The sequence below is a fragment of the Levilactobacillus andaensis genome, assembly GCF_016861695.1.
In the GTDB taxonomy this organism is placed as follows: domain Bacteria; phylum Bacillota; class Bacilli; order Lactobacillales; family Lactobacillaceae; genus Levilactobacillus; species Levilactobacillus andaensis.
In genome coordinates, this window is the sequence record NZ_BOLP01000012.1 from 29,488 (window position 1) to 44,048 (window position 14,561).

A 14,561-nucleotide genomic window follows, 5' to 3' on the forward strand; every position below is an offset into this window, starting at 1 on the left:
TTCCACCGGTGATTAGTTATCAGCAAGTCGTAAAGTTCGGGGCGCGTGAGGCTTTCAGCGATTGTGACGGTTAAGCACAATCAGAGCCGGAGGAGGCCAGGGGTGGAGCCAGCCGTGGAGGTGGTGTTAGCTGGTGGTCTGGCCAGCTTACAGCACGGGCGACTTTGAAGACACGGTTTTTTCGTGGCTTCAAATCGAGTCGGAAGCCCGTTCTTTGGCTGGAGCGTCCCCACAGCAGGCGGAATCCCTGGCAGCCGTAGTGCGGCCAATTTACATGAGTTTTTTTCTATTCATTTTGAGTATTGACACCCTAAAATTAACACATAAAACCCCGGTAAAGCGCTATGGCTGAACCGGGGTTTATGCTATACTTAATTAGAATTTACATTGAATTTTAACCCGAAAACAACGGAATAATTTAGAGCGAGGGAAGGCTTTTCTTTTATGGCAGACAAACCAACTTTTTACATTACAACGCCGATCTACTACCCATCTGGGCGGTTACACATCGGGAATTCTTACACGACGATTGCGTGTGACGTGGTTGCCCGTTACAAGCGGAGCAACGGTTACGACGTGTTCTTCTTGACGGGGACCGACGAACACGGTTTAAAAATTGAAGATAAGGCCCAATCTCAAGGTCAAACGCCCCAAGAATACGTGGACGGCATGGCTAAGGGCATCAAACAGCTTTGGAAGACGCTGGAAATTTCCAACGACAAATTTATCCGGACGACCGACAAGGAACACGTTGCGGCCGTTCAGGAGGTCTTCGAACGCTTACTGAAGCAGGGCGACATTTACCTGGGTGAGTACGAAGGCTGGTATTCCGAAGACGACGAAGAATACTTTACGGAAACGCAACTCGCTGAAGTCTACCATGACGACAACGGTAAGGTTATCGGTGGGAAGGCGCCATCCGGCCACGAAGTTTCATTAGTCAAGGAACAGTCATACTTCTTCAAGATGAGCAAGTACGCCGACTGGCTGCTGGACTTCTACCACAGCCATCCCCACTTCATCCAACCGGAATCACGGATGACGGAAATGATCAACAACTTCATCAAGCCCGGTCTGGAAGACCTCGCCGTTTCCCGGACGACCTTTACTTGGGGCGTGCCGGTCAAGAGCAATCCCAAGCACGTGGTCTACGTGTGGATCGATGCCTTGCTCAACTATATTACGGCATTAGGCTACACCAGCGATGACGAGAGCCTCTTCAAGAAGTTCTGGCCCGCCAATGTTCAAATGGTGGGTAAGGAAATCGTTCGGTTCCACTCCATCTACTGGCCAATCGTACTCCATGCGTTAGGTGTTGAAGCACCCGACGAGTTATTTGCGCATGGCTGGTTACTGATGAAGGACGGCAAGATGTCCAAGTCCAAGGGGAACGTTATTTACCCCGAAACGCTGGTCGACCGTTATGGCCTCGATGCGCTACGGTACTACCTGATGCGCGCCATGCCTTACGGAAACGACGGGACATTTACGCCCGAAGACTTCGTGGACCGGTTGAACTACGACTTGGCTAACGACCTGGGGAACCTGTTGAACCGGACCGTTGCCATGATCAACAAGTACGAAGACGGCAAGTTGCCAGTCTACACAGCTGGTGTGACCGAATTTGACGGTGAGCTCGAAGCCACTGCCGAATCCGTCATTGCCAACTACCATGACTTGATGGACCAGATGCACTTCGCCGACGCCTTATCCGAAATTTGGAAATTGGTTTCGCGGAGCAACAAGTACATCGATGAGACTGAACCTTGGAACTTAGCCAAGGACGACAGTAAGTCTGCTGAATTGGCCGCTGTGATGGCCCACCTGGCTGCCAGCCTGCGGGTAATTGCGGCACTGATCAGCCCAGTCATGACCCACGCGCCTAAGGAAATCTTTACCCAATTGGGCTTAGACCCAGAGACGTTGACCATGACTGACCTGAAGCTCGCCGACTTACCAGCTGGCAAGCAAGTCGTTGCCAAGGGAACACCAATTTTCCCACGGATCGATGTCCAAGAAGAAGTCGACTTCATTCAAGGCCAGATGACCAAGTCCGAAAAGACTAAGGGTCGTGCGGCCATGGCTGCTAAGGCGCAAGCCCAACAAGAAGCTGCTCAGGCAGACGATGCTGGCGACTTGACACTGAACAAGCCAGAGATTCGTTTCGACAAATTTGAAAAGATCGAACTTCGCGTGGCCGAAGTCAAGGCGGTTGACCACGTTGAGGGTGCTGACAAGCTCCTCAAGTTCCAACTGGACGCTGGTGACCAAGGGACCCGGCAGATTCTTTCCGGGATCGCCCAATGGTATCCAGAACCACAAGAACTCGTGGGCAAGAAGGTCGTCATCGTGGCCAACTTGAAGCCACGGAAGATGCGCGGCCAAGTCAGCCAAGGGATGCTGCTCTCTGCCGAACATGATGGCAAGGTGCAACTCCTGACGCTGCCAAGCAGTATGGTCAACGGCTCGGACGTTAGCTAGAGAATAAGATAAACCATAACCAAAACGTGGGCGGCGGGTCGATAAGACGCCAACCCACGTTTTGTTGGCTATGGGGTAACATAGATTGGACTTGCGCCTTACCGGTCGGCAAATATGGGCTGGAACGGTGCGAACACAACTTGAAGTCTCGCAAGTGCCGAGTCTTCAAGATTGGTTTTCTACTAAGCTGGCAAGAAACGCCAACTAAGTAGAACGACGCGCCTGAGCCCATATTTGCCGACCTCTCGGCTGACATGGTGGTTCTATGGCAACAATGGATTATGTGTGTTGACATGTTATGGTCCTTGTTGTGGATTACGTTGCAATTAGAACTTGTCGTGTCATGGTAGAGCTCAGTCTAAGCCGGAGGCGGCCAGGGGTGTAGCCAGCCGTGGTAATCTTATTGGCTGGCACAGCTAGCCAATAAGATGGGCGACTTTTAAGACGCATGAATTTTGCGGCTTGAAAGCGCGCGCTCAGCCTAGCGCTTCAGCGTCCCCACAGCAGGCGGAATCCCTGGCCGTCGCAGTGCGTCAAAATTTAATCAATTTAACTAACTCAATAAAAATCAAAAGCAAGGAGGAATTCGATGAAGATATTTGATTCGCATACGCATTTGAATAGCGAAGAGTTCTTGGACGACGTGCCGGGCTACCTGAAGCGGGCGGCCGACTTGGGTGTCGTCAAGATGACCAACATCGGCTCCAACACGCAGTTGAATGCCGACGCCATCAAGCTGGCCCACCAATATCCGCAACTTTACGCGGCGGTCGGCTGGCACCCAGAAGACTCTAAGAACTACGATGCCGCGGCCGAGAAGCTGCTGGAAGAACAGCTAGCCGATGACCGGGTCGTGGCCTTGGGTGAAATTGGGCTGGACTATCACTGGGATTCATCACCGCAGGACGTTCAGAGCAAGGTGTTTGCCCGGCAGATTGCGATTGCTAAGGAAGTCGGTAAGCCGATTGTTGTCCACAACCGTGACGCCTTCGAAGACACTTACCGCATCATCAAAGAGGCCGGCATCAGTGAAATCGGCGGGGTCATGCACAGCTTTAACGGCGATCCGGAGTGGCTCAAGAAGTTCTTGGACCTGGGGATGCACATTTCCTATTCCGGGGTCGCTAGTTTTAAGAACGCCCATGAAGTTCACGATTCCGTGCGGGCGACGCCACTGGACGTCATGATGGTCGAGACCGATGCGCCATATTTGACGCCGGAACCGCACCGTGGCGAGCAGAACGAGCCCGGATTTACGCGTTATACCGTTGAGGCGATTGCCAAGGAACGGGAAACGACGCCGGAAGAGATCGCTGCTGCCACGTTTAAAAACGCAGAGGAGTTTTACAAAATAAATGAAGAAGATTAAAGAGGTCCTCGTGGTCGAGGGCAAGGACGATACCAAGCAGATCAACCGGGCGGTCAACGCCGACACCATTGAGACGCGCGGCTCCGCCATCGATGACGACACGCTGGCCTTAATTGAAAAATTGGCCGACCAACGGGGCATCATCATCTTTACCGACCCCGATTTCTCCGGCGAAAAGATTCGTAAAATTGTGGCCGAGGCGGTACCAAACGCCAAGCACGCCTTTTTACCCAAGGCAGAAGGGCGGCCGGACAAAGCCGGTGGCTCACTGGGCGTGGAACATGCCAGTCCCGAAGCGATTCGCGCGGCACTAGATCACGTGTACACTGAAACCACGGCCGCACCAACGTTGATCACCCACGAAGACCTGATGGCCGCTGGGTTGATCGGTGGGGCCGGTGCCAAGGAACGGCGGGAACAGCTCGGCGAACTCTTGCAGATCGGTTACGTCAATGGCAAACAGCTCGAGAAACGCTTACGGATGTTCAGCATCCAACCGGCAGACTTTGCCGCGGCGTTGGGACAGATTCGAGCAAAGGAGAATGCAAATGAATAACAGCGTACCAGAAATCGGCTCACCAGCCCGGACTAAAGCGATTCTTAACCGGTACCACTTGGTCGCCAAGAAGAGTTTGGGTCAGAACTTCTTGTCTGACCTGAACATTTTACGTAACATTGTGGCGGCCGGCGATGTGACCGAGCACGATAATGTCATTGAAATTGGTCCCGGAATCGGTGCCTTGACCGAACAGATCGCCAAGCGAGCCCATCACGTGGTGGCGTTTGAAATCGACGAGAACCTCCTGCCCGTATTGGACGAGACGTTGATGGATTACGACAACGTTACGGTCATCAACCAAGACATTTTAAAGGCGAACTTGCCAGAAGTGGTCAAGCATGATTTTGAACCCGGCCATCCGCTGAAATTGATTGCGAACTTGCCATACTACATCACGACGCCGATTCTAATGGGGGTTCTGCAGAGTAACGTGGACTTCGACACGATCGTGGTCATGATGCAGGCCGAAGTGGCGGACCGCTTAGTGGCCGAACCAGGGACCAAGGCGTACGGCTCATTGTCGGTCGTCATGCAGTACCGGGCTCACGTCGAAGTGGCGTTTGCGGTTCCGCGGACGGCATTTATTCCACAACCGAACGTTGATTCGGCAATCATTCGCTTGACGAAAAGTGACCCGTTACCGGTTAAGCCGTACGAAGACCAGGCCCTCTTCAAGTTTGTTAAGGGCTGCTTCGCTCACCGGCGGAAATCGCTGTGGAACAATTTACAGGGGATTTTCGGGAAACAACCGGAAGTTCGTGAACGAATTGAATCCGTTTTAAATCAGACTGGAATTTCGCGGCAGCTCCGCCCAGAGCGGCTAACCCTGATAAATTTCATCGAATTAACCAATGCTTTTCACAATGAAGGACTTATGTAACCCTTACCAATTGAGGATTCTTGCGGTTTTAGGCGTGTTGTGGTATAATTTGCGTTTTTTGTGAAACGATGTTATAATTGTTTCACAGAGGTGAAGTGCATGCCAACAAGTTTAGCGAACATTAAGAACAAACTGGACGATCGCATCGGCGAAAAGTTGATGGTGATTGCACAGGCCGGGCGTAAGAAGACGACAGAGCGGCATGGAATTCTTCGGGAAACCTATCCAGCCGTTTTCGTAGTGGATCTAGACCAAGACGAAAACTCGTTTGAACGGGTTTCATACAGTTACACCGATATTTTAACCAAGAACATCGAAGTTGACTTTGATGAATAGATAATTGGGCCAATCAAGGCCTTTTTATTTTGACCAAAATTCATTGGCAACATGGATGGTGTCATTCGCCTTACCGGCCGCCAGATATGGGCCGGAACGGGGCGAACGCAACTTGAAGCCTCGCAAGTGCCGAGTCTTCAAGATTGGTTTTCTACTAAGCTGGCAAAGGACGCCAACTAAGTAGAACGACGCGCCTGGGCCCATATCTGGCGACCTCTCGGCTTACATGGAAGTTCTATGGCAGCGATGAATTATGGTTGTTAAAAAGTCATGGCTTAGACAGCAGTGTAAAACTGTATTAGGACATCATCAGTCGGGTTACTGGTTAAGCGGGGTGGCGCTTACTGTGTTTTTCATGGTAGAGCCAATCAAAGCCGGAGGAGGCCAGGGATGTAGTCAGCCGTGGCAACGATGTTAGTCGGGGTCCTTTCCCGGCTTACATTGTGGGACGACCTCGGAGACGCGTGATTTTCGTGGCTTTGAGGCGAGCTGGAAGTCCGTTCTTTGGCCGGAGGCGTTCCCCATGGCAGACGGAATCCCTGGCAGCCGCAGTGCAACCATAGTCAGTCCGATTTTGACACAATCCATCTCCACCTATATATTTTCTTAAAGAATTCCCAGCTCTTGGAGAACCCTTTTTCTTTTGGCAGGAACCATAGTATAATAGGCTTAATCAGATTCACGAGAACGGTAGGCGGTGGCCTATTTAGAATTAAGGTGAGCTCATGCAACTGATTGAAAAGGCGCCTGCCAAGATAAACCTCGGGCTCGACACCCCCTATCACCACCAAGATGGGGCGGAGGAGTGGAACATGGTCATGACGTCCGTGGACTTGGCGGACTATGTCGAAATTCAAACACTAACCAAGCACAAGCGTATCCGGGTGGCCTCGGATAGTGGCTTTTTGCCCAATGACCAGCGAAATCTGGCTTTTCAGGCGGCCCATTTACTCCAAACTAAATATCACGTTGATGAGGGCGTTAATATCCGCATCAAGAAAAATATTCCGGTAGCGGCTGGCCTCGGGGGCGGATCATCCGATGCGGCGGCGGTCCTACGGGGGCTTAATCAGTTGTGGCAACTCAATTTAAGCTGGCAAGAATTAGCAGAGTTGGGCTTGCAAATTGATTCGGACGTGCCGTATTGTGTCTACGGGCGCACGGCCCATGTCCGCGGCAGGGGAGAACGGATCACACCGTTGTCCAAGTTGCCGGCGGCCTGGGTCGTTTTGGCTAAGCCCAAGGTCAGCGTCTCCACGCCCAGTATTTTACAGCAGATCCGCTATGATGATCTGGAGCATCCGGACATCGACGCCCTCTTGCGTGCAGTGCGGGACCAGGATATCGAGGCGATGTGTGCAGTCATGGGGAATGCCCTGGAACCATTGACGTCGCATCGTTATCCCGAGATTACTCAGCTGAAACAACAGATGATGAAGTTTGGTGCCGATGCCGCGCAGATGAGCGGGACCGGGCCGACCGTCTTTGGCCTATGTGGCAAACAATCACGCGCCCAGCGGGTCTTTAATGGGATGAAAGGCTTCTGCCGAGAAGTTTATTTGGTTCGGCCGTTACCTTAAAGGAATCAAGTGAGGATGGTAGCGATGACGAAAGCAGACGACATTTTTCAGGCAATTCAAGCTGATCCGCAAAACGCTGACTTCACGGCGCAGGGGATTTTGCCGCTGTATCACGTGGATGCTGGCGCGAAAATCTTATTGGTCAGCCAAGCACCCAGTCGTCAGGCTCAGGCGTCCATGACGTTTTGGGACGACGCGAGCGGCAATCGGCTCCGAGACTGGATGGGCGTGACTAAGGATCAATTTTACAATTCGGGCAAACTGGCCGTGTTGCCATTGGACTTCTATTATCCGGGCAAGCACGAACACGGTGGTGACCTGCCACCACGGAAAGGCTTCGCCGAAAAATGGCACGCGCCACTGCTTGAGTTGATGCCCGATATTAAACTGACGTTATTGATTGGGCAGTACGCGCAGAAGGCATACTTGACCCATCACGAAAAAACGTTAACGGCGACGGTCGAACACTATGCGGATTACTTACCAGATTATTTTCCGTTGGTGCACCCATCGCCCCTCAACTACGGCTGGCAACGCCAACATCCGTGGTTCGTCGAGTCAGTGGTGCCAGAACTCCAGCAGCGGGTCCACGAAATCATGAGCTAGCTACACTTAAAAAAGTTACTTTGTTTAACAAAATAAATTGAAAAGAGCGATTTACCCGTTCTCCAGCAATAAGTGGGAGCGAGTAAGTCGCTTTTTTAATTGATTTAGTCAATTCCTGTCGTAAATGGCTTCAAATAGTCACTTCGGTAACTGAACTTTCCTTACCTGTTAATAATCGGGAGCTTGGTTTGGTTAGTAGATGTATAAAGATTATCGGAATCTTGGCCGCTGATATGTGCTAAATGCCGGTTGGAGTAAGAAATCTATGGTCAAAGGAGCGTTCACTGCAAGAAGTGTCACAGAGAAAGTCGATTATCAACGTTACCGGCTAGAGATGCGGTCAGCACGCACTAACTAACCCTTGTTGCCTGAAAAATCAACCAGAGCCGGAGGAGGCCAGGGATGGAGCCAGCCGTGGTAATATTGGTTGCTGGCCGTTGGCTAGCAACCAATATGGGCGACTTTGAAGACACGTGGGTTTCGTGGCTTCAAAGCGAGCGAGAGGACCGTTCCTCAGTCCGAAGCGTCCCCACAGCAGGCGTAATCCCTGGCAGCCGCAGGCGGACACTCTACATCAATCCAATCTCAACCCACCAAAAAAGGGGTTCATCAGCGACCAATCTCACTGGTGGACCCCAAATTAAATTCAAAAAATAAATATGTAAACAACCAACTCGCTTTAATTTGGTCGACGTGGGCTGGACGCCAACACTGCTCGGAGCGAAACCGGGCATAAAACAACTGAGACGGGGCTTCATGGCCGCGTCGATTCGGTAGTTCTAACAAACAACAACTGTGACAAGAAATTTCGGAAATTGAATTTTTTAATCGTCATCAACAGTGTAGCCGAGTGACTATTAATTGTCAACGCTTTCATATAAAAATTTCTATAGAATTTTGCTTAGCACTTGATATAGGTAGATTGTTTAAAAATAGCTATTGACAACTGGAAGCGGTTACAGTATGATTTGCATTGGAAATTGAATTTTTTATCACCGTCATACACTTACTTCTAAGAGGTGCTTCATATGAGTGAAAACGCTGCCAAATCTGAGGTAACCACGAAAAACATGGTTCCTTGGAATGAACGAATCGCTTATAGTTTTAGTGATTTCGCTTGCAACTTGTCCTTCCAAATGGTTGGGACGTACTTAATGATTTTCTACACTGATACTTTTGGTCTCAGTGCTGCTGCTGTTGGGACTCTGTTCCTGGCTGCCCGGGTTGTGGATGCCTTTGATGGTCCATTCTGGGGTATCATGATTGACCACACGCATACTAAGTGGGGGAAGAGTCGGCCGTACTGGTTATGGTTCTCAATTCCGTTCGCCGTGTTCTGTGTGCTGGTCTTTACCACGCCAAACATGAGTTTAACGGGTAAGTTAGTTTGGGCTTACATTACTTATATTGGGGTTGATGTGCTGTACTCAGCCGTTAACATTCCAATTACTTCTATTTTGCCATCATTGACTAGTAACCCACAAGAACGGGTTACGTTGTCGACCATTCGTCAATTCATGGGGACTGCCGGTGCCACCATTATTACTGGTATCACGCTGACCATGGTTGCCTTCTTCGGTCACGGTTCAACCACTAGCGCACGTGGCTGGTTCATCTGGGCTTTGATCGTTGCCGTTATCGTTGTTATTATTTTCTACTTTGTCTTCAAGTACACGCATGAACGGGTACAAACTAAGAGCTCTCGTCAATCTATTCCAATTAAGGAATCCTTGAAGGCTTTGAAGCGTAACTGGCCATGGGCTATCATCATCTTCATCAACTTCATTTACTGGATGGGGATGCAAACGCGTTCACAAGTGACTGTTTACTTCTTCAAGTACAACATGCACGATGCAACGTTAGCTTCATTTGTTCTGAGTTTACAAATCGTTTCCTTGGTCGCCGTTGTCTTAACGCCAGCTACCTCTAAGTGGTTAGGCAAGCGGAACACCATGCTCGGTGGGATGATTTTGGCCGTTGTTGGTCAATTGCTCTTGAGCTTAGGTGCAACTAACCTGAGTGTGCCAATGATTATCTTTGCGACTGTCGTTGGTTACATGGGTACTGGGTTCGTTTCTGGCTTGATCGCCGTTATGCTTGCTGACGCCGTTGATTACGGTGAATGGAAGAACGGTGTCCGTGCCGAAGGGATCGTTACCTCCTTCTCTAGTTTCAGTGCTAAATTAGGGATGGGTATTGGTGGTGTGATCACCGGTTGGATTTTGACTGGTACTGGTTACGTTGCCAACCATACGCAATCCGCAGGTGCCTTACACGGTATCGAATTGAACTACATTTGGGTTCCACTGTTGGGCTTCGCGCTTTCAGGTATCGCGCTGATGTTCTACCATGTTGACGGCATCGAAAAGCAGATGCAAGGCGACTTGGCTGAAAAGCATGCACGTGAAAATGCTGAAGACGCTGAAGACTCTGACAAAGACTAATCGGAAAAAGTGAGTGACACGGATGATTATTAATAAGGACGTTATGCGCATTCACAACGAGCGTTCGGTTCTCCAAGCCATCGTCAATCATGGTCCGATTTCCAGAAATTCGGTCTCAAAACTCTTGGGATTAAATAAGGTGACGGTCTCCGATATCATCGGGTCCTTCATCGACCGGAAATTAGTGACGAGTCTTGGCGAAGCACGGGGAACCAGTACTGGTGGTCGACGGCCGGAGTTAGCGGCATTCAACGCGACTTACGGCTACGTGATCAACTTCAGTATTTCTGGCGACATCGTGGAATTACTCGTCACCCAAATGGATGGCCGAGCATTGGCGTATAGCACGAGTCCCATTGATAATCAGTCGGTTGAAGATGTCATGGCTAAAATGGAAGGCTTGATTAATCAGTTACCACAGTTTGATGTGGTCAACGGGTTACAGGCAATTTCCATCGCCATCTTCGGGGTCGTTTACCATAACAAGGTCATCACGTCACCATTCGTGGATTATGCGGACTTTGATATTGTCGGCTACTTCCACGACCGGTACCAGGTGCCCATTGTGATGGAAAATGAAGCGAACCTGTCGGCGGTCTTCGAACAGGATTTCAGTAAGCAGGAACTTGAGCACATTGTGTCCGTCAGCATTCATGAGGGCGTTGGTGCGGGGATTATCCTCAACACGCAGCTCTATACGGGTAATTACGGCCAGGCCGGAGAAATCGGGCAGACCATTATTCAGGAGTCGCGTGACCATCACCGGCCGCTCTCAAAGCTCGCCAGTTTCGATGCGGAGTGGTCCCAGACCGCCTTGCTAGAAAAGGCGCGGGTGCTGAAAAAGGCCAAGACGTATGACCTGAATCAATTGGTCAGCGACTACGAAGCCGAAGACGAAGCGATTATGGGTCTGCTTGAGGACTTCTGTTACTACCTGGCTTTGGTCACGAGTAACCTGATTTCTGCGTATGATCCGCAGATGGTGTTCTTCAACTCACCACTCATTGACCGGTTGCCCGAAATTTTAAAGAATATTCAGATGAAATTGGGGTTCATGCCGTTGGTGCCACCCCTGGTCATGTCAAAGGACGTGAAGTATGCCACCTTACTGGGTGGGGCGTCCCTTGCCATTCACCGGGTACTTAACATGAACGGAACGCGACTGATTTTTCATCACTAACAGGCTCCACGAAAATACGATACAGGATGGCTCGCAATTGGGTCGGCCGGTATCGTATTTTTATCAGGAAATGATCTTCATTGGGCCGCCTGTGAGTTACAGACGCCACGCTGTGGGGACCGACCGAAGCCGGAGTGCGGTCTTCGGTCTCGCCTTGAAGCCGCGGAAAATCGCTGCGTCTCCAAGACGTCCCGTGCTGTAACCTAGCAAAAGACGCTAGCTAACACCACCGATACAGCGCTCTGTCTGAAACTCTCCGGCTCTGGATGGTTTCAGCTGATAAATAATGTCTGCGGGACAACGAGCTGGCGACAATCTTGTAGCGTAATTGGGAATATCAGATTGTTTAGTGTGTAGTTTTCAGCTGAACATTTGTGACGAACATAGTCAGAAGGCGATGGACACCACAAATATTAGAAATAAAGTGGCCATCGTACTCGTCAACTATTATGAGCAAAGGTTAACTGATGAAGTCTGCTAAATAACGAACAAGTTTAAGCCGGAGGATGCCAGGGATGGAGCCAGCTGTGTCGACGATGTTAGTCGAGGTTCTTTCTCGGCTTACATCGTGGGACGACCTCGGAGACACGTGTTTTTCGTGGCTTTGAGGCGAGCCGGAAGCCCGCACCACAGGCTGGAGGCGTTCCCCATAGCAGGCGGAATCCCTGGCAGCCGCAGGCGAACCACATAACCGAATTATTTTTAGGAGGAAATTGAATTGACTAAACATGGATTACCGAAGAACTTTTTATGGGGCGGCGCCGTTGCCGCACACCAAGTTGAAGGTGCCTACAACGTTGGTGGCAAGGGTCTCAGTGTTGCCGATGTCATGACAGCCGCTGGGAGCCACGACGAACGGACAATCACGAATGGCGTGCAAGCGGGCGAATTTTACCCGAACCATGAGGCCGTGGATTTCTACCATCAATACCCAGAAGACGTGAAGCTCTTTGCCGAAATGGGCTTTAAGAGTTTTCGGACGTCGATTGCCTGGTCACGGATCTTTCCGCAGGGCGATGAGATTGAACCCAACGAAGAGGGACTGAAGTTCTACGATCGTTTATTCGATGAATGCCTGAAGTACAACATCGAACCCGTGGTCACGCTGTCTCACTTTGAGATGCCGTATCACTTGGTGACGAAATATGGTGGCTTCCGGAGCCGCAAGACGATTACCTTCTTTACGCGTTTTGCCAAGGCCGTTTTCGAACGCTACCAAGACAAGGTCAAGTACTGGTTAACGTTTAACGAGATTAACAACCAGAGTAACTACGACCGGGCCTTCACGTTGTTTACCAACTCTGGGATTCAAGTGAAGCCGGGCGAAAACGCCGAAGAAGTGATGTATCAAGCCGGTCACTACGAGGTTGTGGCCAGTTCACTGGCTGTTCAGATTGCCCACCAGATCAACCCTGATTTCCAAGTGGGGGCCATGGTGGCCTTCTCACCCGTTTACCCAGCGACCGACAAGCCGAGTGACGTGTTAAAGGCGCAACGGGCCATGCAAGCGCGGTTCTGGTTCTCTGACGTCCAATGTGAGGGGACTTACCCAACCTGGTTGACGCAGTATTTTGATGCCAAAGGGTACGATTTAGACATCACCAAGGCCGATTTAGCCAACTTGAAACGCGGGACCGTCGACTACCTCGGGTTCAGCTACTACATGTCCTTTGCGACGCAGGCTGGTGACCACGAAGACAAGCAGTTCTCCTACAACGAGAGCCGCGACCTGGTCACGAATAAATACGTACCACAATCCGATTGGGGCTGGCAAGTTGACCCAGAAGGCCTGCGTTACGGGCTGAACTGGATGAACGACCGGTACCACTTACCCCTATTTATCGTGGAAAATGGGATCGGGGCCATCGACAAGTTGACCGCCGACCACGAAGTCCACGACCAATACCGGATCGACTACCTGCGCGACCACATCGTCCAAATGAAGTTGGCCATGGAGGAAGACGGGGTGCCGGTCATGGGCTACACGCCTTGGAGTGCCATCGACATCGTGTCCGCCAGCACCGGTCAGCTGTCGAAGCGCTATGGGTTCATTTACGTTGACCGCAACGACGATGGCAGTGGTAGTTTAGCGCGTTACCGGAAGGATTCCTTCTACTGGTACCAGCGCGTGATTACCACCAACGGCGAGGACCTTTCATTGGATGGTGAACATGATGACGCAAAAGCCTGAACCGATCCTCGCCATTGATATTGGCGGAACGACCGTGAAATATGGCGTCTGGGCGGCAGAGAAATTGACACACAAGGACCGGTTCAACACGCCGAAAACGTGGCCGGAACTGCTGGATAAGCTGATTGCGGTCAAACGGGAATTGGCTTTGCCGTTTGCGGGTGTGGCCGTTAGCCTGCCCGGGGGTGTCGACACGGTCGTGGGGAAGATCTCCGGGACCAGTGCCGTGGATTATCTGAACGATTTTCCCATCAAGGCCACGTTGCGCACGGCTCTAGGCGTCCCAGTCAGTATTCAAAATGATGCTAACTGTGCGGCGCTGGCCGAGGCTTGGCGGGGCAATGCCAAGGACGTCGACGATGCCATCTACATGATTATCGGGACGGGCATTGGCGGTGCTGTGACGATCAACGGTCAGCTGATGGCTGGTCAGGATAATTTCACCGGCGAGTTTGGCTACATGGTCATGAATCCGGCCGGCGAGACGTTCAGTCAGTTGGCGAGCCCGGTCAAAATGGCGGCACGTTACCAACGACTGAAGGAGTTGCCCACGGCATTCACGGCGCAGGACGTCTTTGACCTCGCCAATAACGGCGACACCATTGCCCAGCAGTGTGTGGGCGAAATGTTAAATTGGCTGAGCATTGGCGCGTTCAACCTCTACGTCAGCCTGAATCCGCAACGCCTGTTGATTGGCGGCGGCATCTCGTCGCGGCCGGGGTTCGTGGCCGACTTGCAGCAGCGGATTCAACACCTGATGAACGAACATAAGGCCGCGTTAACGGCCGATGTACGGGCCTGCCGTTTCTTAAACGACGCCAATCTAATCGGCGCGGTCCGGCAATTCTACGTGGAAAACGGGGATGAACCGGCGGAAGGCGCTGTGCGGATGCAGGCACGGTAGTTAAGATGTTAATTTTGAGGACTTTACTGGC

11 protein-coding genes are annotated in these 14,561 nt (G+C 51.2%); all 11 read left to right on the forward strand.

All coding sequences use genetic code 11. The annotated features are described in order from the left end of the window. Window positions 1-444 precede the first annotated feature (444 nt). The 11 genes from metG to JUF10_RS09620 all read left to right on the forward strand — a co-directional run bounded on the left by metG (window position 445) and on the right by JUF10_RS09620 (window position 14,530). Window positions 445-2,481, forward strand: coding sequence for a methionine--tRNA ligase (gene metG, locus JUF10_RS09570; protein ID WP_203641956.1), 2,037 nt, complete (start codon window positions 445-447; stop codon window positions 2,479-2,481). Window positions 2,482-3,070: 589 nt separating this feature from the next. Further along, window positions 3,071-3,850, forward strand: coding sequence for a TatD family hydrolase (locus JUF10_RS09575; protein ID WP_203641957.1), 780 nt, complete (start codon window positions 3,071-3,073; stop codon window positions 3,848-3,850). Next, window positions 3,837-4,406 (forward strand): ribonuclease M5, encoded by a 570-nt coding sequence (rnmV, locus tag JUF10_RS09580; RefSeq protein ID WP_203641958.1) that lies wholly within the window; start codon window positions 3,837-3,839, stop codon window positions 4,404-4,406. Before JUF10_RS09575 ends, rnmV begins: the two co-directional genes overlap by 14 nt. Next, on the forward strand, window positions 4,399-5,289 hold the full coding sequence (gene rsmA / locus JUF10_RS09585; RefSeq protein WP_203641959.1) for a 16S rRNA (adenine(1518)-N(6)/adenine(1519)-N(6))-dimethyltransferase RsmA: 891 nt from the start codon (window positions 4,399-4,401) through the stop codon (window positions 5,287-5,289). Before rnmV ends, rsmA begins: the two co-directional genes overlap by 8 nt. Before the next feature lie 99 nt (window positions 5,290-5,388). Beyond that, window positions 5,389-5,625 (forward strand): Veg family protein, encoded by a 237-nt coding sequence (locus tag JUF10_RS09590; protein ID WP_011667243.1) that lies wholly within the window; start codon window positions 5,389-5,391, stop codon window positions 5,623-5,625. A 725-nt stretch (window positions 5,626-6,350) separates the two neighbouring features. Beyond that, window positions 6,351-7,205, forward strand: a complete 855-nt coding sequence (gene ispE / locus JUF10_RS09595; RefSeq protein ID WP_203641960.1) for a 4-(cytidine 5'-diphospho)-2-C-methyl-D-erythritol kinase — start codon at window positions 6,351-6,353, stop codon at window positions 7,203-7,205. A 24-nt stretch (window positions 7,206-7,229) separates the two neighbouring features. Next, window positions 7,230-7,811 carry a uracil-DNA glycosylase family protein gene (locus JUF10_RS09600; RefSeq protein ID WP_203641961.1) on the forward strand — a complete coding sequence of 194 codons (582 nt, stop codon included), beginning with the start codon at window positions 7,230-7,232 and terminating at the stop codon, window positions 7,809-7,811. Between the two features lie 1,028 nt (window positions 7,812-8,839). After that, window positions 8,840-10,255, forward strand: a complete 1,416-nt coding sequence (locus JUF10_RS09605) for an MFS transporter (RefSeq protein ID WP_203641962.1) — start codon at window positions 8,840-8,842, stop codon at window positions 10,253-10,255. Window positions 10,256-10,277: 22 nt separating this feature from the next. Next, window positions 10,278-11,435, forward strand: a complete 1,158-nt coding sequence (locus JUF10_RS09610) for an ROK family protein (RefSeq protein WP_203641963.1) — start codon at window positions 10,278-10,280, stop codon at window positions 11,433-11,435. A gap of 718 nt (window positions 11,436-12,153) precedes the next feature. Next, the gene (locus tag JUF10_RS09615; protein ID WP_203641964.1) at window positions 12,154-13,626 is read left to right on the forward strand and encodes a 6-phospho-beta-glucosidase; all 1,473 of its coding nucleotides are present in this window, start codon (window positions 12,154-12,156) and stop codon (window positions 13,624-13,626) included. Further along, window positions 13,607-14,530 (forward strand): ROK family protein, encoded by a 924-nt coding sequence (locus tag JUF10_RS09620; RefSeq protein WP_236008199.1) that lies wholly within the window; start codon window positions 13,607-13,609, stop codon window positions 14,528-14,530. Before JUF10_RS09615 ends, JUF10_RS09620 begins: the two co-directional genes overlap by 20 nt. Window positions 14,531-14,561: the final 31 nt, after the last annotated feature.

Bases quoted from the DNA above. Each gene is read 5' to 3' on its own strand.
- JUF10_RS09600 (WP_203641961.1), top strand. From the start codon at position 7,230: ATGACGAAAGCAGACGACATTTTTCAGGCAATTCAAGCTGATCCGCAA.
- ispE (WP_203641960.1), top strand. From the start codon at position 6,351: ATGCAACTGATTGAAAAGGCGCCTGCCAAGATAAACCTCGGGCTCGAC.
- JUF10_RS09575 (WP_203641957.1), top strand. From the start codon at position 3,071: ATGAAGATATTTGATTCGCATACGCATTTGAATAGCGAAGAGTTCTTG.
- JUF10_RS09610 (WP_203641963.1), top strand. From the start codon at position 10,278: ATGATTATTAATAAGGACGTTATGCGCATTCACAACGAGCGTTCGGTT.
- JUF10_RS09605 (WP_203641962.1), top strand. From the start codon at position 8,840: ATGAGTGAAAACGCTGCCAAATCTGAGGTAACCACGAAAAACATGGTT.
- rnmV (WP_203641958.1), top strand. From the start codon at position 3,837: ATGAAGAAGATTAAAGAGGTCCTCGTGGTCGAGGGCAAGGACGATACC.
- rsmA (WP_203641959.1), top strand. From the start codon at position 4,399: ATGAATAACAGCGTACCAGAAATCGGCTCACCAGCCCGGACTAAAGCG.
- JUF10_RS09620 (WP_236008199.1), top strand. From the start codon at position 13,607: ATGATGACGCAAAAGCCTGAACCGATCCTCGCCATTGATATTGGCGGA.
- metG (WP_203641956.1), top strand. From the start codon at position 445: ATGGCAGACAAACCAACTTTTTACATTACAACGCCGATCTACTACCCA.
- JUF10_RS09590 (WP_011667243.1), top strand. From the start codon at position 5,389: ATGCCAACAAGTTTAGCGAACATTAAGAACAAACTGGACGATCGCATC.